At 73.5% G+C, this 21,296-nt stretch carries 17 protein-coding genes; 9 read left to right on the top strand and 8 right to left on the bottom strand.

Features of this window, described 5'->3' with window-relative positions; translation table 11 throughout:
- The first annotated feature begins 83 nt into the window (after window positions 1–83).
- The 4 genes from lanKC (at window position 84) to ACTWQE_RS14695 (ending at window position 7,560) form a co-directional block, all read left to right on the top strand.
- Entirely contained in the window at window positions 84–2,909 is a 2,826-nt protein-coding gene (lanKC, locus tag ACTWQE_RS14680) for a class III lanthionine synthetase LanKC (protein WP_443329364.1), read from the top strand.
- Between the two features lie 18 nt (window positions 2,910–2,927).
- Window positions 2,928–3,062 carry a SapB/AmfS family lanthipeptide gene (locus ACTWQE_RS14685; protein ID WP_443329365.1) on the top strand — a complete coding sequence of 45 codons (135 nt, stop codon included), beginning with the start codon at window positions 2,928–2,930 and terminating at the stop codon, window positions 3,060–3,062.
- Window positions 3,063–3,415: 353 nt separating this feature from the next.
- On the top strand, window positions 3,416–5,392 hold the full coding sequence (locus tag ACTWQE_RS14690; protein WP_443329366.1) for an ABC transporter ATP-binding protein: 1,977 nt from the start codon (window positions 3,416–3,418) through the stop codon (window positions 5,390–5,392).
- A gap of 407 nt (window positions 5,393–5,799) precedes the next feature.
- Complete coding sequence (locus ACTWQE_RS14695; RefSeq protein ID WP_443329393.1) at window positions 5,800–7,560, top strand: ATP-binding cassette domain-containing protein; 1,761 nt, start codon at window positions 5,800–5,802, stop codon at window positions 7,558–7,560.
- Between the two features lie 417 nt (window positions 7,561–7,977).
- On the opposite strand, the gene ACTWQE_RS14700 is transcribed toward ACTWQE_RS14695, so the two are convergent.
- Together ACTWQE_RS14700 and ACTWQE_RS14705 are read right to left on the bottom strand one after the other, a co-directional pair.
- On the bottom strand, window positions 7,978–8,583 hold the full coding sequence (locus tag ACTWQE_RS14700; protein WP_443329367.1) for a LuxR C-terminal-related transcriptional regulator: 606 nt from the start codon (window positions 8,581–8,583) through the stop codon (window positions 7,978–7,980).
- Between the two features lie 187 nt (window positions 8,584–8,770).
- Complete coding sequence (locus ACTWQE_RS14705) at window positions 8,771–9,376, bottom strand: TetR family transcriptional regulator (RefSeq protein WP_443329368.1); 606 nt, start codon at window positions 9,374–9,376, stop codon at window positions 8,771–8,773.
- Between the two features lie 275 nt (window positions 9,377–9,651).
- On the opposite strand from ACTWQE_RS14705, the gene ACTWQE_RS14710 reads away from it, so the two are divergent.
- The 3 genes from ACTWQE_RS14710 to ACTWQE_RS14720 all read left to right on the top strand — a co-directional run bounded on the left by ACTWQE_RS14710 (window position 9,652) and on the right by ACTWQE_RS14720 (window position 12,909).
- A complete protein-coding gene (locus ACTWQE_RS14710) occupies window positions 9,652–10,983 on the top strand; it encodes a glycosyltransferase family 4 protein (protein WP_443329369.1) in 1,332 nt (443 codons plus the stop codon).
- A gap of 91 nt (window positions 10,984–11,074) precedes the next feature.
- Complete coding sequence (locus ACTWQE_RS14715) at window positions 11,075–11,833, top strand: methyltransferase domain-containing protein (RefSeq protein WP_443329370.1); 759 nt, start codon at window positions 11,075–11,077, stop codon at window positions 11,831–11,833.
- Window positions 11,830–12,909: a prenyltransferase gene (locus tag ACTWQE_RS14720; protein WP_443329371.1), complete on the top strand. Its 1,080-nt coding sequence runs from the start codon at window positions 11,830–11,832 to the stop codon at window positions 12,907–12,909. The genes ACTWQE_RS14715 and ACTWQE_RS14720 overlap by 4 nt, the downstream gene beginning before the upstream one ends.
- 65 nt (window positions 12,910–12,974) lie before the next feature.
- Here ACTWQE_RS14720 and ACTWQE_RS14725 read toward each other — a convergent pair whose 3' ends face one another.
- Window positions 12,975–13,268, bottom strand: coding sequence for a hypothetical protein (locus tag ACTWQE_RS14725; protein WP_443329372.1), 294 nt, complete (start codon window positions 13,266–13,268; stop codon window positions 12,975–12,977).
- A 55-nt stretch (window positions 13,269–13,323) separates the two neighbouring features.
- Here ACTWQE_RS14725 and ACTWQE_RS14730 point away from each other — a divergent pair, with 55 nt between their 5' ends.
- Window positions 13,324–14,112, top strand: a complete 789-nt coding sequence (locus tag ACTWQE_RS14730) for a maleylpyruvate isomerase family mycothiol-dependent enzyme (protein ID WP_443329373.1) — start codon at window positions 13,324–13,326, stop codon at window positions 14,110–14,112.
- 245 nt (window positions 14,113–14,357) lie between these two features.
- On the opposite strand, the gene ACTWQE_RS14735 is transcribed toward ACTWQE_RS14730, so the two are convergent.
- The 3 genes from ACTWQE_RS14735 to ACTWQE_RS14745 all read right to left on the bottom strand — a co-directional run bounded on the left by ACTWQE_RS14735 (window position 14,358) and on the right by ACTWQE_RS14745 (window position 17,056).
- The gene (locus tag ACTWQE_RS14735) at window positions 14,358–15,188 is read right to left on the bottom strand and encodes a hypothetical protein (RefSeq protein WP_443329394.1); all 831 of its coding nucleotides are present in this window, start codon (window positions 15,186–15,188) and stop codon (window positions 14,358–14,360) included.
- A 181-nt stretch (window positions 15,189–15,369) separates the two neighbouring features.
- Window positions 15,370–16,389 (bottom strand): N-acetylmuramoyl-L-alanine amidase, encoded by a 1,020-nt coding sequence (locus ACTWQE_RS14740; RefSeq protein ID WP_443329374.1) that lies wholly within the window; start codon window positions 16,387–16,389, stop codon window positions 15,370–15,372.
- 22 nt (window positions 16,390–16,411) lie between these two features.
- The gene (locus ACTWQE_RS14745; protein WP_443329375.1) at window positions 16,412–17,056 is read right to left on the bottom strand and encodes a class I SAM-dependent methyltransferase; all 645 of its coding nucleotides are present in this window, start codon (window positions 17,054–17,056) and stop codon (window positions 16,412–16,414) included.
- 180 nt (window positions 17,057–17,236) lie between these two features.
- Between ACTWQE_RS14745 and ACTWQE_RS14750 the strand changes: the two genes are divergently transcribed.
- A complete protein-coding gene (locus ACTWQE_RS14750; protein ID WP_443329376.1) occupies window positions 17,237–18,178 on the top strand; it encodes an SDR family NAD(P)-dependent oxidoreductase in 942 nt (313 codons plus the stop codon).
- A 361-nt stretch (window positions 18,179–18,539) separates the two neighbouring features.
- Here ACTWQE_RS14750 and ACTWQE_RS14755 read toward each other — a convergent pair whose 3' ends face one another.
- Together ACTWQE_RS14755 and ACTWQE_RS14760 are read right to left on the bottom strand one after the other, a co-directional pair.
- A complete protein-coding gene (locus tag ACTWQE_RS14755; RefSeq protein ID WP_443329377.1) occupies window positions 18,540–18,701 on the bottom strand; it encodes a hypothetical protein in 162 nt (53 codons plus the stop codon).
- Window positions 18,702–18,871: 170 nt separating this feature from the next.
- Complete coding sequence (locus ACTWQE_RS14760) at window positions 18,872–21,166, bottom strand: hypothetical protein (RefSeq protein WP_443329378.1); 2,295 nt, start codon at window positions 21,164–21,166, stop codon at window positions 18,872–18,874.
- Window positions 21,167–21,296: the final 130 nt, after the last annotated feature.

Genomic DNA, 21,296 nt, shown 5'->3' on the forward strand with positions numbered 1-21,296 from the left:
TCACAGTCGCTTCATGACAGACGTGACTGTCCCGCTCCAGGGCAACGTGGAAATCTCGTGCCGTCACCGGCCGAGGGAGTGGGATGAACAAGGGGTACGCCGTCTACTGCGACGCCGACCGGCAGTTCTACGACGCCCCGCACCGGCTGTCGGCCTCGGCGGACGCGAAGACGGGGCCGGACGGGGGCACCGGTCCGGACGGGGGCACGGATCCGGACGGGGGCACGGGTCCGGACGGTGTGGACCGGGCGCCCGGCAGTACGGGACCTGAGGGTGCGACCGGGGCGCCCGGCGGGACGGGACCGGCCACCGGAAGTACGGGCAAGGGGGTCCTCTACGAGGCGGCGCGGCGCGAGGTGCCCGAGGGCTGGCAGCGCCATCGCTCCGGGGACTGGCTGGCCTTCCGCTCCCTCGGGGCCCGACTCCCCGGCCAGGGATGGAAGATCCATGTCTCGGCGTGCCTGGACAACGCCGAGAAGGTGCTCGCCAAGGTCTGGGACCACTGTGTGCCGCGGGGCGTCGCCTTCAAGTTCATGCCGAGCCGCTATCTGCTGCACATCCGTAACGCGAAGTACGCCGACCGGGGCAGCAGCGGCAAGTTCATCACCGTCTACCCCAGCGACGACGAGCAGTTCCGCACCCTCGCCGAGGACCTCGACGCGCTGCTGGCGGACGAGCCGGGCCCGTACATCCTCAGCGACCTGCGCTGGGGCGCCGGGCCGGTGTACGTGCGCTACGGCAGCTTCACCGAACGCCACTGCTACGGCCCGGACGGCGAGTTGTGCCCCGCGATCGAGAACGCCGAAGGGCTTCTCGTCCCCGACCGCCGGGATCCGGCCTTCCACGTCCCGGACTGGATCACCCTGCCGCACTTCCTCGAACCGCATCTCGCCGCCCGCTCCGCCACCACGACCACCGGCCTCCCGTACACCGTCGACCGCGCCCTGCACTTCTCGAACGGCGGAGGCGTCTACGCCGGACGCGATCGACGCACCGGCGAGCGGGTCGTCCTGAAGGAGGCCCGGCCGTACGCCGGCCTGGCGGCGGACGGCGCCGATGCCGTGACGCGACTGGAGCGGGAGAAGACCGCGCTGGAACGGCTGTCGGGGCTGCCCTGTACCCCCGAGGTGCGGGACTGGTTCACGCTCGGCGACCACCGGTTCCTGGTGCTGGAGTACATCGAAGGGCGCCCGCTCAACAGCTTCTTCGCACGGCGCCACCCGTTGATCGAGGAGGATCCCGGCGAGGACCGTCTCGCCCGGTACACCGACTGGGCCCTGCGTATGCACCGGCTGGTCGAGGAGGCCGTCGAAGCGGTCCACGGGCGCGGCGTGGTCTTCAACGATCTGCATCTGTTCAACATCATGGTCGCGGAGGACGAATCCTCCGTTGTCCTGCTGGACTTCGAGGCGGCAGCGCATGTCGACGAGGGGCGGCGCCAGGTCATCGCCAACCCCGGCTTCGTCGCTCCCGCCGACCGCAGGGGCTTCGAGGTCGACCACTATGCGCTCGCCTGTCTGCGTATCGCCCTCTTCCTGCCATTGACCAGCCTCTTCGCCATCGACCCGGACAAGGCCGCGCATCTGGCGGAGATCGCGGCGGAGCAGTTCCCGGTGGAACGTGCCTTCCTCGACGAGGCGGTCGCGGAGATCACCCGCGGACCGACGGCCCGGCGGGGACGGCGGGCAGGGCAGGATGCCATCGGCTATCTGCCCGTGGACCTCGCCGACTGGCCACGCAGCCGGGACTCCATGGTCCGGGCCGTGCTCGCCTCGGCGACGCCGGAACGAGAGGACCGTTTCTTCCCCGGGGACGTGGCGCAGTTCGCCGCCCCCGGCGGCGGAGCCTGCTTCGGCTACGGCGCGGCCGGGGCGCTCCACGCCCTCGCCGAGACCGGTGGCGCGCGCTGTCCCGAGGCCGAGGAATGGCTGCTGCGAACGGTGAAGGACCCGGCCTCCGGCACCCCCCTCGGCTTCTACGACGGCCTGTCCGGCATCGCCTGGCTGCTGGACCGGCTCGGGCACACCGAACGCGCGCTCGACCTGGTCGGCATCGCCCTCTCCCAGGACTGGGAGGGGCTCGGACCCGACCTGCACAGCGGGCTGGCAGGCCTGGGCCTCGCCCTCGACGCCCTCGGCGCATCCACGGGCGACAGCGCGCTGCACGACACGGCGCTGCGCTGCTCCCGCCTCGTCGCCGAGCGGACCCCCGGCCCGGGCTCCCCAGGTGCTCACGGGGAAAGCGGCGGCGGCAGGTCTGCCCGAGCCGGGCTTCTCCACGGCGCCACCGGCGGGGCGCTGCTCCAGCTGCGGCTGTACGAGCGCACCAGGGACCCCGCGCTGCTCGACCTCGCCGGCCAGGCACTACGGCGTGACCTGGCCCGCTGCGTACGAGGCGCCGGCGGGGCCCTGCAGGTGGACGAGGGCTGGCGCACCATGCCGTACCTCGGTGCGGGCAGCGTCGGCATCGGCATGGTGCTGGACGACTATCTCGCTCACCGCTACGACGAGGAGTTCGAGCACGCGCGCGGCGGGATCGTACGAGCCGCTCAGGCGAAGTTCTACGCCCAGCCGGGCCTGTTCCGGGGTGCGGCGGGAATGGTCCTCCATCTCAGCCGTACGACGGCCGCGGGTCCCGGCACGCACGCCGCCGATCTGCGCCGTCAGATCGAGTCGTTGGCGTGGGGCGCCGTTCCCTACCGGGGCCATCTCGCCTTCCCCGGTGAGCAGATGATGCGGCTGTCCATGGACCTCAGCACCGGCACCGCCGGATGCCTGCTCGCGCTGGGCAGCGCACTGCACCGTGAGCCGGTGCACCTGCCCTTCCTCCCACCGCTCCGCCCCGCCGCTCACGCGGCCCCAGAGCCGGCTCCCCTCCCGGGAGCCGTGGCAAGCACACCGTCCCCATGAAGGAAAGGAACAAGAGACATGTCTCTCCTCGACCTGCAGTCGCTGGAAACCCCGAAGGACGAGCTGACGGGCGACGTCGCCACGGGCGGCGGCAGCCGCGCGAGCCTGCTCCTCTGCGGTGACAGCAGCCTGAGCGTCACGACCTGTAACTGATCTCGGCGCTACGCCGGGTGCAGTGTCCGGCGTAGCGGAGGGTCGGTCGCAGCGGCCCCGGGCGGTCCGCCGCCCGGGGCCTCGCCGCGGTACGGGCGGATGCCCGAGCGCCGACGCCCGCGGGCGGCCGTTCGGCGCCACACCGCCCCTTCCCCCGGAACCACCGCGAGCAGCCGGGAGCCAGGGCCCAGCGACGCCGACCGCTCCCCCGGACAGTCGCACCCCATCCCGTGATCGGCTCAACGTCCAGGTCGCTGGGACACGTTCTGCACGTTCCGGGAGGAGGCGCGGCACGTCCCCATGGGCCGCAGTTCCGCCTCCGCCACCGTCCCCGAGCGAGGACCCCACCGCGTATGGCCCCGACACCGCATGCCTCCGCTCCCGACACGGTCTCCGCTGCCGCCTCGAACGCCGCCTCCTCCGACGCCGCCGCGGGGGCGGTAGCCGGGCTGCGGCCCGACGCCGCGGCACGCCGCCTGCTGGCCCGGGCGGCCCGGCTCAACGCGGCCCGCACGGCGGCCGTCTTCCTGTTCGGCACGGTCTCCGCTGCCGCGACCGTAGCCCTGCCCGCCGTGCTCGGGCACACCCTCGACCTCGTCCTGGACGGAGGCGGGGCATACGGCCGCACGCTGGCGCTGTGTGCCGCGCTCATCGCGGCCGATGTGGTGTCGGACGCGATGGCCGCCCTGCTCACCGGTACCACCAACGCCCGCTGCGCCGCCTGGCTGCGCGGGCGCGGGCTGGCCCATCTGGCGGCCGTCGGGCCGCACCGGGCCGCGGGTTTCACCCCCGGCGATCTGGTGACCCGGCTGACCGTCAACGCCACCGAGGCGGCCACCGCTCCCGCCACGGCGGCCATCGGACTGGTCTCGCTGTTCACCCCGCTCGGCGGCCTGGTGGGGCTGGCGCTCATCGACCCGTGGCCGGCGGCGGTGTTTCTCGCCGGAGTTCCTCTCCTGATCGTTCTGTTGCGGGCCTTCACCAGCAGCTCGTCCGAGAGTGTCGCGCACTATCAGCACGTCCAGGGCGATATTGCGGCCCGTCTGATGGAGGCTCTGGGCGGTGCGCGCACGATCGCCGCGGCCGGTACCGAGGAGCGGGAACGTGCCCGCGTACTCGCCCCGCTGCCCGAACTGGGCGTCCAGGGGCGGAGGATGTGGCAGGTGTACGGGCGGGCCGTCGTCCAGGGGGGCGTGCTCGTGCCGCTGCTGCAGACCGCCGTCCTCGCCGTCGGCGGGATACGGCTGGCCGCCGGGGACATGAGTGTCGGCGAACTGCTCGCGGCCTCCCGCTATGCCGCCCTCGCCGCTGGCCTCGGCGCGGTCGTCGGGCAGCTCAACTCCCTGGTGCGCAGCCGGGCCGCGGCCCGGCGCATCGTGGAGCTGCTGGCCCTGCCCGCGGTGGACCACGGGACACGCCCGCTGCCCCAGGGCGGGCCCGGGCGGCTCGAACTGCGCGGCGTCACCGTGACGCGCGGTGGAGAGCCGGTGCTGAGGGGCGTCGATCTGGTCCTCCCCGGGGGGACGACCATGGCCGTGGTCGGGCGCTCCGGTGCGGGCAAGTCCGTACTGGCAGCCCTCGCCGGGCGGCTGGCCGACCCCGGGAGCGGGCAGGTGCTGCTGGACGGAGTGGCACTGACCGAGTCCGATCCGGCGGGGCTCCGGCGGGAGGTGGGGTACGCCTTCGAGCGGCCTGCGCTCTTCGGCGGCACGGTGGGGGAGGCCATCGCCTTCGGGGCGTACGAACCGTCCCCCCAGGAGGTCGAGGACGCCGCGCGGGCGGCGGGCGCGGACACCTTCATCCGGCGGCTGCCGAGCGGTTACGGCACCGCGCTCGCCGACGCGCCGCTGTCCGGGGGAGAGCTGCAACGGCTCGGCCTGGCCCGTGCCTTCGCCCACGCGGGCCGTCTGCTGGTGCTCGACGACGCCACCTCGAGCCTGGACAGCGTCACCGAGCGGGAGGTCGGGCGGGCGCTGACGCGTGACGTACGGCCGGGCAGCCGTCTGCTCATCGCCCACCGGGCCTCGTCCGCCGCCCGCGCGGACCTGGTGGCCTGGCTGGAGGACGGCCGCATACGGGCGGTCGCCCCGCACGAGGTGCTGTGGGAACACCCGGACTACCGGGCGGTGTTCGCCGACGACTCGGCATCGGCGGGGGACAGCGGCAACGAGGGCGGCGGGGGCCCGCGGGGCCTTTCCGGGAGCGGTGCCCAGGTCGGTCGGAGCCCTGGAGCCGAGGGGATCGCCAAGGTGGCCCCGGGGGGCGCCGGAGCAGGGAACACACCGCACCGCCTCGGCGACGACGGCGGCGGGGCGGGAGGCGTCGGATGAGTGGCACGAACCCGCGTTCGCCGGATGGGCGATTCCTTACGGCTGGGCGGGACTCGGCGGCTGGTCGGGGGGCCGTACCCGGTCGTGACCCGGCGCCTGGGCACCACTCCCGGAGAGGGCGGAACCGGGCGGTTGCGTGCGGTTCCGTGGTGGGGCGGGCCCTCGCAGCGGCGTGGGCCTCCGTGGTGGGGCGGGGCTCGGCAGCCGCGCCGAGTCCGGCCGGGCGGAGCAGCGCGACCGGGGAGACCCCCGACGGGCAGGGCACTGCCGGGAAGGCCCACGCCGAGGAAAGTCCCGTGACGGAGAAGGTTCTTGCCGGGGAAGGCCCCGTGGCCGGGAAGGGCTTCGCCGGGCCGTCCCGGCCTGCGGCGAAGGCCCCGCGGGCGGGGACGCCCGGAGCGGGCACACTGCGCCGGGTCGCGCCGCAGGCCCGGCGGTTCCTCGCGCGCCGCCGCCGCGTCCTTCTGGGGCTGGCCGGCTGGTCGTTGCTGGAGTCGGCGCACACCTTCCTCGGCGGCTACAGCGCCGCCAGGGCCCTGGACGACGGCTTTCTCGCCGGACGGACCGGAGCCGGGCTGGCCTGGCTCGCCCTCGCCGCCGTGGCGATCGTCGCCGGAGGACCGGCCACCAGCGGGGTGTTCCGCGGCCTGGCCGGGCTCGTGGAGCCCCTGCGGGACAGCCTGGTGCGCCGGGTGGTCTCCGGTGCCCTGAGGGCGGCGGTCGCCGGACCGGCGGCGCGGGCGGACAGCGCCGCCGTCTCCCGCCTCACCCAGCAGACGGAGACCGCCCGGGACAGTTTCGCGGGACTGGTACTGGTGGCCCGCTCCTTCGTGTTCACCGCCGCCGGGGCGCTGCTGGGCCTCGCGTCGCTCGCTCCGCAGCTATTGCTCGTCGTCCTGCCACCGCTGCTCCTCGGTCTGCTGCTGTTCGCCGCCACGCTGCTCCCGATGGCCGCCCGCCAGAGGGACTTCCTCCGCGCCGACGAGGCCCTGGCCGGACGGTTCGGGGCGGTCGCGACCGGGCTGCGGGACATCGTGGCGTGCGGGGCTCAGGAGCGTACGACCGAGGAGGCCGGCCGGCTGATCGCCGTACAGACGGCGGCCGCGCGGTCCCTCGCGCGCTGGGCGGCGGCGCGCAACCTGGCCCTGGGGGTGGCGGGGCAGCTTCCGGTCCTCCTGCTGCTGGCCGCGACCCCCTGGCTGCTCGGGCAGGGGCTCACGGCGGGCGCGCTGCTCGGCGCGCTCACGTATCTGACCCAGGCGCTGCTGCCTGCCCTGAACACCCTGATGACCGCGCTCGGAGCCGCAGGCACACGGCTGCTGGTCATCCTCGACCACCTGACCGCCGACGACGCGGGCACAGTGGCCACGAACCCCCGGGCGCCCGTACGGCCGGAGTGCGCCGCCTCCGAGCCCCCGCTCGTCGAACTCCGTTCGGTCACCTTCGCGTACGGTCCGGGTGCACAGCCCGTCCTCCGCGACCTCGATCTGGTGGTCGAGCCGGGGGAGCATCTCGCCGTGGTGGGCCCCAGCGGCATCGGCAAGTCGACGCTCACCGCTCTGGTCGCGGGTCTGCTCGCACCGGACCGGGGCGAGGTGCGGGTGCGGGGAGAGCCGGTACGCCACGGCGGCGCGGAGCGGCAGGCCGGGCGGCTGCGGGTGCTGATCCCGCAGCAGGCCTACGTCTTCACGGGCAGCCTGCGCGAGAATCTGCTCTATCTGTGTCCGGAGGGGACCGGGGTTCCACCGCAGGCGGTGGAGGCATCGTCGGAGGCGGTCGGCCTCGGCCCGCTGGTGCGCAGGCTCGGCGGGTTCGACGCACCGGTCGAACCGGCCGCTCTCTCGCAGGGGGAGCGGCAGCTGGTCGCACTGGCCCGGGCCCATCTCTCGCCCGCCCCGCTGGTACTGCTCGACGAGGCGACGTGCCATCTGGACCCGGCGGCCGAGGCACGCGCCGAACGGGCCTTCGCCGAGCGGCCCGGCACGCTGATCGTGGTCGCCCACCGGATCAGCTCGGCGCGGCGGGCGGACCGCGTGCTGGTGCTGGACGGCGTACGCGCCGCCTGCGGGCCGCACCGGGATCTGGTCCAACGGTCACCGCTCTACCGGGACCTGGTCGGGCACTGGCACGCCGCCGACTCTCCACCGGACCGGGCCCGGCGCCCCTGAACGCGCGGAACCCCTGAACGCCCGGCACCCCTGAACGCACACGGCGCCCCTGAACTGAACGCACACGGCGCCCCGCGCCGACGACCGCCCGGGCGATCATGCCAGACCCGCGATCCCCTCGTCCCCGCGCCCGTCGTCCCCGCCCCCGTCTCCCCGCGCCCGTCTCCCCGCGCCCGTCTCGTCCGGGCGTGCGTCCGGGCCCGTTTGTCGGCTCCGGTCCCCGTGGGCCCGCTCTCCAGGCCGCCCCAGGCCCGGCCGAGGCGCACTGCACAGGCTCGCCCAGGCCCCATGGCGTCCGCGTCCCGTGCCCCCGTCCGTGGGGCCCGTGTCTCCGGGGGCGCCCCTACCGTGCGGCGCGCCCCATCGGCGGCTCTCAGATGCGTCGGCTGCTCTGAGAGGGACGGCACCGTCCCCGCGCTACACCCAGCCCGCGCCGCGCGATATGCGTATGGCGTCCACGCGGTTGCGTGCTCCGGTCTTACGGGTGATCGCGGACATGTAGTTGCGTACGGTCCCGTTGGAGAGGTGCAGACCGCGTGCGATCTCGGCGATCGTGGCGCCTTCGGCGGCCAGCGAGAGCACGCTCAGCTCGCGGGGTGTCAACGGCATTTCGGCGGCCTGGAGAAAGCCGAAGGCGAGCGATTCGTCCACGAAGCGCTCGCCCGCCGCGACCTGCCGGATGCCGTCGAGTAATCGCTGCGGGCCCGCGTCCTTGTTGACGTAGCCCAGGGCGCGTGCCTCGAAGGCCCGGCGCAGCAGCCCGGGTCTCGCCACGGTGGCGAGTACGAGCAGGGCGGCGCCCTTCCCGGTCACCCGGCAGCCGAGCTCCGCCGCCGCGCCGAGCGTCGTCGGGCCCTCGGAGTCGACGTCCACGACGCACACATGGGGTTGCACCGCATACGCCTTCCGCGGCGCGGTGGCCCACGACGCCGACGCCACCTCGAGGTCACCCTCCTTCCGCAACAGGGCGACCAGCGCCGACCGCAGCAGGCTCGTGTCGTGCACCAGAAGTACCCGGATCACTCTTGCCCCCTCCTGGTCCTACGGCAGATGCGGCACCCTCCGCACGCACGCCGTCAATTCATACAAGCCGTTGCCCCGTCCTGTACGGGAGAACCGGCCATGAGGGGGGCGCAGGGGCGCAGGGGCGGCACATCGTGCGCCCGGCGTGTGACCCAAGGAATCGCGCGCCCCCGGCTGAGCTGTTGCGCTACCGGGGCGCGGTGAGGTCGATGAGGTGGCAGACCGTCTCGATGTCAATCTTCACTTGGGCGATCGACGCGCGCCCGGAGAGCCAGGTGATCAAGGTCGAGTGCCAGGTGTGCTCGATGACCCGCACCGCGGAGAGCTGCTCGGGGGTGGGCGGGCCGTCCAGTCCCATGGACTCGAGGATGATCGCGGTGGTCAGCCGGGAGACGGTGTCCACCTCGGGGCTCACCGAGCGGTCGGCGAAGGTCAGAGCCCGTACCATCGCGTCCGCGAGATGCGGTTCCCGCTGCATCGCACGGAAGGCCCGCATCAGGGTCTGCGCGACCCGGGCCGCGGGCTCCTCCTCGGTGGGCGGGCGCTTGCGCAGGGTCTCGTGCAGGTGTTGGAGCTGGTCCTGCATGGTCGCCACGAGCAGATGCACCTTGGACGGGAAGTAGCGGTAGAGGGTGCCGAGCGCCACGTTCGAGAGCTCGGCCACCTCGCGCATCTGGACGGCGTCGAACCCCCCGCGGCCGGCCAGCTGTGCGCTCGCGAGCAGGATCCGACGGCGCCGCGCTTCCTGACGCTCAGTCAGGGGCGTGGAGGACGTCGTGGGTTCTGTCGTCATGTTTCCCATTCCGTGACATCCGTGTTTTTCGTCGAAAGCTGCGGAGGGGCCGGGGCTCCCGACGGGGCCTCTGGCCTGCGGTTCAGGGGCTGCTCGGCAAGATCCGCACAACATGGCAGGGGCCGTGCCGTGGCGGGAATCACCTGTTCCAGGCCTTCCGGGTGCGCTACCTGCCGGTAGATTCGATGCTCCTTGAACGATCAAGTCTGTAACTTGTTCTAGATTAGCGCGAGCGGTTACGCTCCGGCAGAACTGCAGTGAGGAGGGGGCCGAGAGTGACCGCTGAGGCCGTACAGGCAGCCGCGCGCCGCCCCCCTGGCGGGGAGCCCGCAACCGACGGCGACCGTCCGCTGCGCATCGCACTGCTCACCTACAAGGGGAACCCGTTCTGCGGGGGCCAGGGCGTCTACGTACGCCACCTCTCCCGTGAGCTCGCCCGGCTCGGCCACAGCGTCGAGGTCATCGGCGCCCAGCCGTACCCGGTGCTCGACGCCGGCGTGACCCTCACCGAGCTGCCCAGCCTGGACCTCTACCGGCAGCCCGACCCGTTCCGCACTCCCCGGCCCGGTGAGTACCGCGACTGGATCGACGCCCTCGAAGTGGCCGCCATGTGGACCGGCGGCTTCCCGGAGCCGCTGACCTTCAGTCTCCGCGCCCGCCGCCACCTCGCCGGCCGACGGGGCGAGTTCGACGTCGTCCACGACAACCAGACCCTGGGCTACGGTCTGCTCGGCACCGGCCGTATCGGCTTCCCGCTCATCACCACCATCCACCACCCGATAACCGTCGACCGGCAGTTGGACCTCGACGCCGCGGCCGGCTGGAGGCGCCGCGTCTCGGTCCGCCGCTGGTACGGGTTCACCCGGATGCAGAAGCGCGTCGCCCGCCGGCTGCCGTCCGTCCTCACCGTCTCCGGCTCGTCGCGGCAGGAGATCGTCGACCACCTCGGGGTGCCCGGGGACCGTATTCACGTGGTGCACATCGGCGCGGACACCCGGCTCTTCTCGCCCGACCCGGCCGTGGCCGAGATTCCCGGCCGGATCGTCACCACCTCCAGCGCCGACGTCCCCCTCAAGGGCCTGGTCCATCTCGTCGAAGCGCTCGCCAAACTCCGTACGGAGAACCCCCGCGCCCATCTGGTCGTGGTCGGCAAGCGCGCCGAGGACGGCCCGGTCGCCGCCGCCATCGAGCGCTACGGCCTCGAGGGCGCCGTGGAGTTCGTCAAGGGCATCACCGACGAGGAGCTGGCCGACCTGGTGCGCGGTGCCCAGGTCGCCTGTGTGCCCTCGCTCTACGAAGGCTTCTCGCTGCCTGCCGCCGAGGCCATGGCCACCGGCACCCCGCTCGTCGCCACCACCGGAGGGGCCATCCCCGAGGTCGCCGGACCCGACGGCGAGACCTGCCTGGCCGTGCCTCCCGGGGACGCGGGAGCGCTGGCGGCCGCCCTCGGCCGTGTCCTGGACGACGCCGAACTGCGGCGCAGACTCGGGACAGCCGGGCGGGAACGCGTCCTGCGCCGCTTCACCTGGGAGCAGGCGGCCCGGGGCACGGCCGAGCACTACCGCGAAGCCATGGTGCGGCAGGCCCGTACCGTACCCACCGCCTGAGCCCCACCACCGCCCGAGCCCCGCCGGCGCCCCGAGCTTCCAGCGCCCCGACACCGCCACGACCCACCCGCCCGGACGAAAGCAGACGCCAGTGCTGACCGTCGACTTCACCCGTTTCCCGCTCGCCGCAGGCGACCGCGTGCTCGACCTGGGCTGCGGCGCCGGGCGCCATGCCTTCGAGTGCTACCGGCGCGGAGCGCAGGTCGTCGCCCTCGACCGCAACGGTGAGGAGATCCGCGAAGTCGCCACCTGGTTCGCCGCCATGAAGGAGGCCGGCGAGGTCCCGGCGGGCGCCACGGCCACCGCCATGGAAGGCGACGCGCTCGCCCTGCCCTTCCCCGACGACAGCTTCGACGTCGTGATCATCTCCGAGGTGATGGAACACATCCCGGACGACAAGGGCGTACTCGCCGAAATGGTCCGCGTCCTCAGGCCCGGCGGGCGGATCGCGGTGACGGTGCCCCGCTACGGGCCCGAGAAGGTCTGCTGGGCGCTCTCCGACGCGTACCACGAGGTCGAGGGCGGCCACATCCGGATCTACCGCGCCGACGAACTGCTGCGGAAGATGCGCGAGGCGGGGCTCCGCCCGTACGGCACGCACCACGCCCACGGGCTGCACTCGCCCTACTGGTGGCTCAAGTGCGCCTTCGGTGTGGACAACGACCAGGCGCTGCCGGTGAAGGCGTACCACAAGCTGCTGGTCTGGGACATCATGAAGAGGCCGCTGGCCACGCGGGTCGCGGAGCGGGCGCTGAACCCGCTGATCGGCAAGAGTTTCGTGGCCTACGCGACCAAGCCCCACACCCCCGCGGGCCTGACCGCCCCGGACCGGTCGGAGGGTACGGCGTGACGAGTCCGGGCCGCACCGAACACCTCGTCCTGCCGGGAGTGCTGACCGCCGCGGAGGCCGCGCAGACGGTCGCGGGCATCCTCGCCGTACAGCGCGCGGACGGCGCCATCCCGTGGTTCCGGGGGCACCACCTCGACCCCTGGGACCATGTCGAGGCCGCCATGGCGCTCGACGCGGCCGGGGAACACGAGCGGGCCGAGGCCGCCTACCGCTGGCTCGCCGACCACCAGAACCCCGACGGCTCCTGGTACGCGGCCTACCCCGACCGCCCCGCCGGCGTCGCCGCCGACGAACCCGGCGACCCCGGCCGCGAGACCAACTTCATCGCCTATGTGGCCGTCGGCGCCTGGCACCACTACCTCTCCACCGGCGACGACACCTTCCTCGACCGGCTCTGGCCCACCGTCCACGCCGCCGTGGAATACGTTCTCGGTCTCCAACAGCCCGGCGGACAGATCGGCTGGAAGCGCGAGGACGACGGTACGGCGGTGCGCGACGCCCTGCTCACCGGATCGTCCTCCATCCACCAGGCGCTCCGCTGCGCCCTGGCGATCGCGGAGCAGCGCGGCGAGCCGCAGCCCGACTGGGAGTTGGCGGCGGGCTGGCTCGGCCATGCGATCCGGCACCACCCCGAGCGCTTCCTCGACAAGGGCCGCTACTCCATGGACTGGTACTACCCGGTCCTCGGCGGAGCCGTCACCGGAGCACAGGCCAAGGAACGCATCGAGGCGGACTGGGACCGCTTCGTCGTCCCCGGCCTCGGAGTACGCTGCGTCTCCGACCGTCCGTGGGTGACGGGCGGCGAGAGCGCCGAACTGGCGCTCGCGCTCTGGGCCATGGGCGAGTCCGACAGCGCGGTGCGGATCCTCCAGTGGATCCAGCATCTGCGCGCCGACAACGGCATGTACTGGACCGGTTATGTCTTCGAGGACGACGCGGTGTGGCCGGAGGAACTCACCGCCTGGACCGCAGGCTCGCTGCTGCTGGCCGTAGCCGCGCTCGGCGGGGACGAGGCGACCATCGCGGTCTTCGGAGGCGAGCGGCTGCCGTCCGGTCTGGATCCGGACTGCTGCTGAGGGCGGAAAAAACTCCTCAGCTCCGCAGGGGCGCCGACCTCGGCGCCGAACTCCTGCCGCCGGCCTCAGACGCGGCGCATACGGCCCGCGACGGCGTGCCCGATGAAGAGGTACACCACGGCGGGCAGGCCGTAGTTGAGGAGGACGCGCAGCCAGTCCGGGTCCACGGTGAACAGGTCGTGGGACCAGCCGGCCAGCCAGCGCGCGGCGTCCTGGACGAAGTCCACCAGGTCGTTCGCCCGGTTGGCGTCGAGCCAGTACATGACGATCCACAGGCCGAGGATGACGGCGGCGATGTCCGCGACGGCGGCGAGGATCGTGGCAGCGGTGTTGCTCCCTGAGCTATAAAGTCTGGACATGGCGAACGTCTTGCCGCTTCCCGTGGCAGGAAACCCGTGCCGTAGGTTGTGGAGCATGACCCCTGTCGCGCACGACCAGTACTGCAATGAAATCGTCGCCCAGACCGGCCTCTTGCGGAGCGCGCTGGCCGGTGCCGATCTGTCGGCGACCGTCCCCACCTGTCCCGACTGGGCCCTGCGTGACCTCGCCCTCCACGTCGGCCGGGCCCACCGCTGGGCCGAGGCCCTCGTACGGGACAGGGCGACGGCGTACCTCCCGCACGACCAGCTCGCGGACACCACCCCGGAGGCCGCCGGCCCCGCGGGGCTCGACGCATGGCTGGCGGCGGGCGCCGAACGACTCGCGGCCACCCTGCGCGAGGCCGGACCCGACACCGACGTATGGACCTGGGCGCTGAAGCCGACGTCGGCCTTCTGGGCCCGGCGGATGACCCATGAGACGGTGATCCACCGGGCGGATGCGCAGATGACGGTGGGTCAGGAGTTCACCGTCGACCCGGTGATCGCGGCCGATACGGTCGATGAGTGGCTGGAGATCCTGGCCACTCCCGAGGCAGCCGCGTTCTCGCCCCGGCTCGCGGATCTCCGCGGCTCGGGCCGGTCCATCCATCTGCACGCCACGGACACCCCCGCGACGCTGAACGCCGAATGGCTGATCACGCTCGGGGAGAACGGCTTCAGCTGGCGGCGCGCCCACGCGAAGGCCACCGTGGCGGTACGCGGGCCGATGGCCGACGTCCTGCGGGTGTTCTACCGGCGGCTCCCGGCGGACAGCGACCGGGTGGAGGTCCTCGGCGAGCCGGAGGTGTTGGACTTCTGGCTGGAGCGGGTCAGCTTCGGCTGAGGGCTCCCGTCGACGTTCGTCCGGCCACCGGGTCCAGCTCCGGCTGCGGGCTCTTCAACGAGGTGCGCCGCTCACCCCTTCAGCTCGGCCGGCACCCTGAGCGTCGTCGGGGAGGGGCGAGGAGTGCGGCGACCGCGTATGGCTGACGCCTGGTCACTTTGCTGACCGTACGGGCCTGCCGCGGAGACGGCAACGGCCCCCCGCCCACGAGGGCGAGGGGCCGGGGCGTACCGCTGGGAGCCGGTTCAGCCGCGCTGGATGCCGGTCGTGTCCTGGAGCACACCGCGGCGGCCGTCCTGGGTCTGCGCGATGAGCGCCGGACCGCGCTGGTCGACCGCGAGGTACCAGGTGCCGGGCGCCAGTTCGGCGATCGGCGACGGCGAGCCGTCCTCGGAGTACAGCGGGCGGGCAACGGGCACCGCGAACCAGAAGGGTGCGAAGTCGCCGCCGGCCGGACCCGGCTGGCCGCCGTGCGGCCCCGCGGCGGGACCGGGCTGCGGCTGGCCGCCGAACGGCTGCTGGCCACCGGGCTGTCCGGGCTGCGCACCGTACGGCGACGGGGCGCCCTGCTGGCCGGGGTAGCCGTAGCCCTGGTTCGGCTGGGCTCCGTAGGGGGAGGGGGCCTGCGGGCGCGGGGCGCCCAGCAACGGGACCTGGAGGGCCGGGATACGGGTGCTCAGCACGGCCCCCGCCGCGAGCGCGAGGGCCCCGACCACACCGAGGATCTGGCCGACCCCCTTGTCGACGTCCAGGCCCCCGATGAGCGTCCACAGCGCCGTCCACGCGGCGAATACGGCCAGCGCGACGCCCCACTGGTCGAGCCCGAGCCCGGCCAGTTTGCGCGCCGCGGGCTGGAAGCGGGCGCCGACGATCAGGCCCGCGGCGATGAAGCCGGCGAGGAAGATCGACGGAAGGACGGGGAAGAGCTTGGAGTCCCACGCGCTGGGGACCCCGCTGTCGTTGCAGAACTCACCGCTGCAGTCAACGGAGTAGAAGTCGAGGAACGAGGCGATGAACAGCAACACCGCTGCTCCGATCACCACGCCGTCGCCTCGAGTGAGGGAGCGGATGTTCACGTGAAGTCCTTCGTCGGTCTCGTCGGTGTCGCTGTCGCCGGCGGTACGTGCGGTGCGCGGCGCGGGGGTGGCCCCCATCGTACGGATGAATGTAGCGGGTGGTCGCGCGGGGTGTCCGTCGGGTCACAGAGGTCTGCTATTTCCGCCTTTACCCCGCCGAACTCCGGGCGGAACGGAGTCTCTACGGCTCGAGGAACGACGTGACGCCCTCGGCGATGCCCCGCGCCGCGCTCTGGCGCCACTTCGCGCTCGTCAGTCGCTCGGCGTCCTTCGGGTCCCGCATGTTGCCGCACTCGATGAACACCTTGGGGACGGTGGACAGATTGAGTCCGCCGAGGTCGGAGCGGACGTCCAAGCCGGTGCCGCCGCCGATGTAGTTGGAGGGGACGCTGCCGGTCTCGCGGACGAAGTTGCCGGCGATCCGCTCGCCGAGCTCCCGGGACGGGCCGACGATCTTCGAGGTGTCGGCCTCGCCGCCCTTCACGGCCGCGGGGAGGATGACATGGAAGCCGCGGTTTCCGACGGCCGAGCCGTCGGCGTGGACGGACACCACGGCGTCCGCCTTCGCCTCGTTCCCGACCCTGGCCCGCTCGTCCACGCACGGCCCGTACGCGCGGTCGTCGTCCTGGGTGAACTTCACCGTCGCGCCCTGGGAGGCGAGGAGCGTACGGATCCGGCGGGAGACGTCGAGGGTGAAGCGGGCCTCGCTGTAACCGGAGTCGGTGGCGGCGCCGGTGGTGTCGCACTCCTTGCGGTTGGTCCCGATATCCACCAGGCGGGCGATTTCCCGGGTGTGCTCGCGATTGCGCGGATTGTGGCCGGGGTCGATGACGACCGCCTTCCCGGAGAGGGGTCCGGTGGGCGCTCGGCCGCCGCCCGTGCCCCCGTCCTCGCCCTCGCGGGGCTCGTCCTTCCCGCCGTCCTTGCCGCCCGGCCCGTCGCCGCCGGCCGACGTCGAGGCGGCAGGGGAGGAAGGCGTCCCGGACGCTGCTCCCGGCTGTCCCCCCGAGGGAGGGCTCGCGGACCGGTCCGAGGCCGTCGGCCGCGCCGAGGCCCCCTTCGCGCCGTCGTCGTCGGAACCGCTCACCGACTGCACCACCGGCCAGCCCACCAGGCACGCCGGGACGAGCGAGGCCGTAACGAGGAGCAGGGTGCGCAGGCGCACGCGGCGCGGGCCGGGGGGAGGGCTGCCATAGGACACTCCGCGATGCTATCGGGGCCGCTCAGATGCCCGCGCCCGTACGGCGGAGGACGTGGAGGGAGCGGGTGACGGAGACCTCGGTGAACGCACCGGAGGCGAGGGCGCGGCGGTAGACCCGGTACGGCGCCTGGCCGCCGTCCGCCGGGTCCGCGAACACATCGTGGATGACGAGAAGCCCCTCGGGGGCGACATGCGGGGCCCAGCCCTCGTAGTCGGCCGTAGCGTGCTCGTCGGTGTGCCCGCCGTCGATGAAGACCAGGCCGAGCGGCCTGCCCCACACGGCCGCGACTCGCGGAGACCGGCCGACCACCGCGATGACGTCGTCCTCCAGGCCCGCGCGGTGGAGGGTGCGGCGGAAGGTGGGGAGTGTGTCCATCCTGCCGACCTCCGGGTCGACGACGGAGGTGTCGTGGTATTCCCAGCCCGGCTGCTGCTCCTCGGAGCCGCGGTGGTGGTCGACGGTGACGACGACGGTCCCGGCCTCCCGCGCGGCGTCGGCGAGGAGGATCGTGGAACGGCCGCAGTAGGTGCCGACCTCCAGGAGGGGCAGGCCGAGGGCGGCGGCGTCGGTGGCCGCGGCATGCAGGGCGAGACCCTCGTCGAGCGGCATGAAGCCCTTGGCCGCCTCGAACGCGGCACGTGTCTCCGGCTTGGGGCCCGGGCTCATGGGTGTCCTCCTGCTCGTACGGCTCCGACCGCCCATGCTGCCGGATCGCCTCCGGAGGGGACGAGGGCGGGTCGGCGTACGGGTCTGCGGGCGTACGGGTGTACGGGCAGGGGTTGGGGAGGCGGCTCCTAGGCTGGAAGGGGCCGAAGCGAGCGCAGGACGAAGAAGGGGAGAGTCGTCATGACCCAGTCCGAGCCGGGTGCCGAGCCGGGTTCTGTCCCGGGGACCGTCCCGGAACATGCACCGCAAGCCGTACCGGCCGCCGTTGCGGAGACCGTTCCCGAGCCCGGCTCCACCCTGCCGCTTCCGGAGCCGGACCTGGTGGTGCCCGAGCCGGAGCCGGCCCCTGTCCTCCCCGACTTCCCGGGCAGCGGGCGCCGCGTACTGGTCACCGGCGCGGCTCGCGGGCTGGGGCGGGCCGTGGCCCTGGCCTTCGCCGCGAACGGCGACCAGGTCGCCGTCCACTACGGCACCAGCCGCGAGGAGGCCGAGGCCACCCTCGCGAGCCTCCCGGGTACGGGTCACGCCCTGGTCAGCGGTGACCTCGCGGACCCGGGGGAGACGGAGGCGTTCGTGGACGCCGCGGCGCGAGCCCTCGGCGGCATCGACGTGCTGGTGAACAACGCCGCGGTCATGACGCCGCATCCGCCGGCCGCCACGCTCTACGCCGAGTGGTCGACGGCCTGGCAGCGGCACACGGCCGTCAATGTGGTCGGCACCGCGAACGTCAGCCACCTCGCGGCGCACCGCATGATCGCCCAGAGCGCGGGCGGCCGTATCGTCAACATCGGCTCGCGCGGCGCCTTCCGGGGCGAACCCGACCACCCCGCGTACGCGGCGACGAAGGCGGCGGTGCACGCCCTGGGCCAGTCCCTGGCGGTGGCTCTCGCCCCGTACGGGATCGCGGTCGCGTCGGTGGCCCCCGGCTTCATCGAGACCGAGCGGGTCGCCCACCGGCTGACCGGCCCGGAGGGCGAGGAGATCCGGGTGCAGAGCCCGTTCGGCAGGGTCGCCCGCCCCGAGGAGGTCGCGGCGGCGGTGCTGTGGCTGGCGTCACCGGAAGCACAGTGGAGCTCGGGAACGGTTCTCGACGTCAATGGTGCGTCGTATCTCCGGACGTGAGGTGAGCCGGCCGGGTGCCCGGACCGGCGGCGGTCGCCCCAGGCTGGGGGGCCTCCCGGCGATGGCCGGGAGAGGAGTTTCCGGAGCGGTTCTTGACGAAGCGTCAGTCGCCTGGTGAATGGTCTTCCCCATGGGGAGGGGCTGCGTTTCCGACCTGCACGGCGGCCAGCGGATCGAGCTGCACCCGCCCGATCCCCGTCCGCGGCACCACCGTCCAGCCTTCGCACCGCCCACCGGAGGAGACCTTCGCGGCGCCGGAGGTCCTCGGCCTCAAGCGAGGGTAAAAACGCCCGACGCTGCGGAGATGGCTGAGCCCCGGCGGGAGGTGTCCCGCCGGGGCCCCGTGGTCCGCACGGCAGACTCAGGACCTCTGGTCCTGCGCCGGACGGCGGTGGCGGCCCTGGGCGGGGCCCTGGGCGTCCTCGGACGCGGCCGGACCCCGGTGCTTGCCGTGGCTGGAGGCCGTCTCGCCGGCAGCCCCCTGCGGGCGCGCCTCGGTGGTGTTGCTTCGTGCTTCGGACATGTGGGAAGTCACCCCGTCGAATCGCTCCGTGCTGTGCGCAAGGGGGTTGCCGCAGCAGCGCGCGGTGCACCGGCCGAGCCGACCGGCGACGAGCGTCAATCAGCCCTACCCATGACCGGTGAGTAACCGTCGGTGTCCGGCCCGTTCAGCTACGTAGCCCCCGGAGAATTCTAACCAGGCCGATGATCGTGCAGCCACCGGGGTTTCGCCATCGGAGCCTGCTGAAGGGGTACGGGTCTGGGCGGATGGGCCGTGGCTGATTCCGGCTCCTGCCAAGGCCCGGTCTCGCACAGGAAGTCGGCCGTGGCCGCCGGGGCGGGTCCGTCGTGACCCCTCTCGGCGCCCGGTCGCACATCCGGGACCGACAGAGGCTCCGGGGACTCCGTATCCGCCGGTGACCCCCGGCCCGGCCGTGACACATGGCCCGGCAGTGCCTCCGGGCCCGGTGCCACGGCCGGGCTTGACACCGACGGCGGGCCCGACACCGACGGCGGGGCCGACGGTGACCCATGGCGCGGCAGTGACACCGGGACCGAGAGGGACTCCGGCCCCGGCAGCGACACGGGCAGCGAGAGGGCCCTCCGGCCCGGCCTGGACACGGGCTTCGGTGCGGACCGTGGGGCCGACAGGGCCTCCGGGACCGGCGCGGGCCCCGTGCCCGCGGGGGAGACCGGCGCGAAAAGGGGCCTGCGGCCAGGCCGCGGCACAGGAGTCGGAGTCGGAGTCGGAGTCGGTGGATTCTGTCGGACGGACCGTGCCTCGGGGACCGAGAGCACCTCCAGGTCGGGCGAGGACCCCGCAACCGGTGGAGATTCCGGAACCGCCAGGGGCTGTGGAACCGGCCGGGGCTGCGTAACCGACGGAGATTGCGTCGTCGGCGGGGGCGGTGGAACCGGCCGAAACTGCGGAGCCCGCAAGGGCTCCCTGCCCGCATGGGGCTCCTGGCCCGGGCGGGGGGCGGGAACGTGCAAGGGCGGCGGAACCAGCGGAACCGGCGGCGACTGCGGAGCCCGCAAGGACTCCGTGCCCCCATGGGACCCCCGGACCGGCCTGGGGGCCGGGACCCGCAGGGCCTCCGTACTCGAGAGGGGCTGCTGGACCGGCCGGGGAGCGGGAACCCGCAGGGGCTCCGTTGCCGCGGGGAACTCCTGGACCGGCGAGGGCTCCTGGATCGGCGAGGGCTCCTGGACCGGCCGGGGCTCCTGGACCGGCGAGGGCTCCTGGACCGGCGAGGGCGCCGCAATGCGTGGGGGCCGGGTCACCGGCCGGGAGGCCGGACGGGGGCCCTCCGGCAGGAGCGCCGACGCGGTCAGCCGGGCCAGCCCGCACGGCACGTCCACCGTCGCGTACGGCAGGCGCAGTTCGCCCCCGGGCGTCCACAGGCCCGCCCCGGCCAGCCACCCCGCCGGCGGCGAGAGCTGCCGCAACTCCCGTGCGGACGGCCGCCACAGACCCACCCAGCTGCCCGCCGCCCCGTCGATGCGCAGGGCCACCGCACAGTGCTCGGGCGTCAGCACCTGCCCCGGCTGTACGGCGAAGGGCGTCACCGCCGCGTCCGGCAGCCGCAGCGCCTCGGGGAAGCGCACCGGTCGTGTGCTGCCGAGCACCCCCCAGCCGAGCCGGTCGTGACCGGGCGCGTCCGACCGTACGAGGAGCAGTCCGCTGTCCGGATCGGCCAGCAGCAGACGGTCGTTGCTCTCCTCGGTGATCTGGAGCAGGGGACTGGTCTCGCCGTCCCGGCCGAGGTCCACGGCCACGGCCTTCACCCGGCCGCCTGCCTCCTGGTCGAGCGCGAGCATGCGCCCCGTACGGTCCAGCCACGCGCCGCCCGTACAGCGGCCCGCCAGTTCGGCGACGAGCCGGGGCCGCAGGGCCCCCCGGCCCACCTGACGGGGCAGCCCGTCGTGGACCTGCCAGAGCAGGGTCGAGCGCTCACCGGGGGCGAGCGCGTACGCGGACGACCCGTCGGGAGAGGGTGGCAGCAGGGTGAGGTGCTCGCATTCGACGCTGCCGAGCGGCAGTTCGCCGGTGCCGGGGCCGGTGGGGTAGAGCAGGGAGAGCGCGTACCGGTCCGCGACACGGCGGCAGATCAGCACCCGCCCGTCGGTGAGCGGCAGCAGCGCGCTGCCCGGCTCCTCGGGCTGGCTGCCCGGCAGCGGTACGGCGTACGGCTCCGGGCCGTCGAGCGTCCAGCGCTCGGGGAACCAGCTTCCGGTCTCCGGGGCCGCCGCCAGCCGCGCCGCGTACGAGCCGTCCGCGGAGATCGTCAGCGGCGCGGGCCGTACGGCCGGTGGACCGGACGCTCGTTCAGCCGGTGTTCCAGGCGGTGGCCCAGCCGGCCGCTCTGCCGGTGGTCCAGCGGGTCCTTCAGCCGGTGGTCCGGCCGGTCCTACGGCCAGTGGTCCGGCCGGTCGTACAGGGCCGCCGTCAGCGGTGGTCTCCAGGGCAGGGGCGCAGGCCGTCATCAGGGGTCACCTCCGGCGCCTGAACCTAGTTTTGGCCGTTCCGGCCGAACAGTGCCCGTTCCACCGCTTCACACATAAGGGTGTCTCCTGTCCGATTCCGCTGAGGCGGAGGTGTCGGCTGTGCTGTCTG

Source organism: Streptomyces sp. 8N706 (genome assembly GCF_052245415.1).
Classification (GTDB): domain Bacteria; phylum Actinomycetota; class Actinomycetes; order Streptomycetales; family Streptomycetaceae; genus Streptomyces.

Excerpts from the sequence above, each read along its gene's own strand:
- ACTWQE_RS14760 (WP_443329378.1), bottom strand. The coding sequence starts at position 21,166 with ATGACGGCCTGCGCCCCTGCCCTGGAGACCACCGCTGACGGCGGCCCT.
- ACTWQE_RS14705 (WP_443329368.1), bottom strand. The coding sequence starts at position 9,376 with ATGACGACAGAACCCACGACGTCCTCCACGCCCCTGACTGAGCGTCAG.
- ACTWQE_RS14685 (WP_443329365.1), top strand. The coding sequence starts at position 2,928 with ATGTCTCTCCTCGACCTGCAGTCGCTGGAAACCCCGAAGGACGAGCTG.
- lanKC (WP_443329364.1), top strand. The coding sequence starts at position 84 with ATGAACAAGGGGTACGCCGTCTACTGCGACGCCGACCGGCAGTTCTAC.
- ACTWQE_RS14730 (WP_443329373.1), top strand. The coding sequence starts at position 13,324 with ATGACCCCTGTCGCGCACGACCAGTACTGCAATGAAATCGTCGCCCAG.
- ACTWQE_RS14745 (WP_443329375.1), bottom strand. The coding sequence starts at position 17,056 with ATGAGCCCGGGCCCCAAGCCGGAGACACGTGCCGCGTTCGAGGCGGCC.
- ACTWQE_RS14690 (WP_443329366.1), top strand. The coding sequence starts at position 3,416 with ATGGCCCCGACACCGCATGCCTCCGCTCCCGACACGGTCTCCGCTGCC.
- ACTWQE_RS14725 (WP_443329372.1), bottom strand. The coding sequence starts at position 13,268 with ATGTCCAGACTTTATAGCTCAGGGAGCAACACCGCTGCCACGATCCTC.
- ACTWQE_RS14755 (WP_443329377.1), bottom strand. The coding sequence starts at position 18,701 with ATGTCCGAAGCACGAAGCAACACCACCGAGGCGCGCCCGCAGGGGGCT.
- ACTWQE_RS14750 (WP_443329376.1), top strand. The coding sequence starts at position 17,237 with ATGACCCAGTCCGAGCCGGGTGCCGAGCCGGGTTCTGTCCCGGGGACC.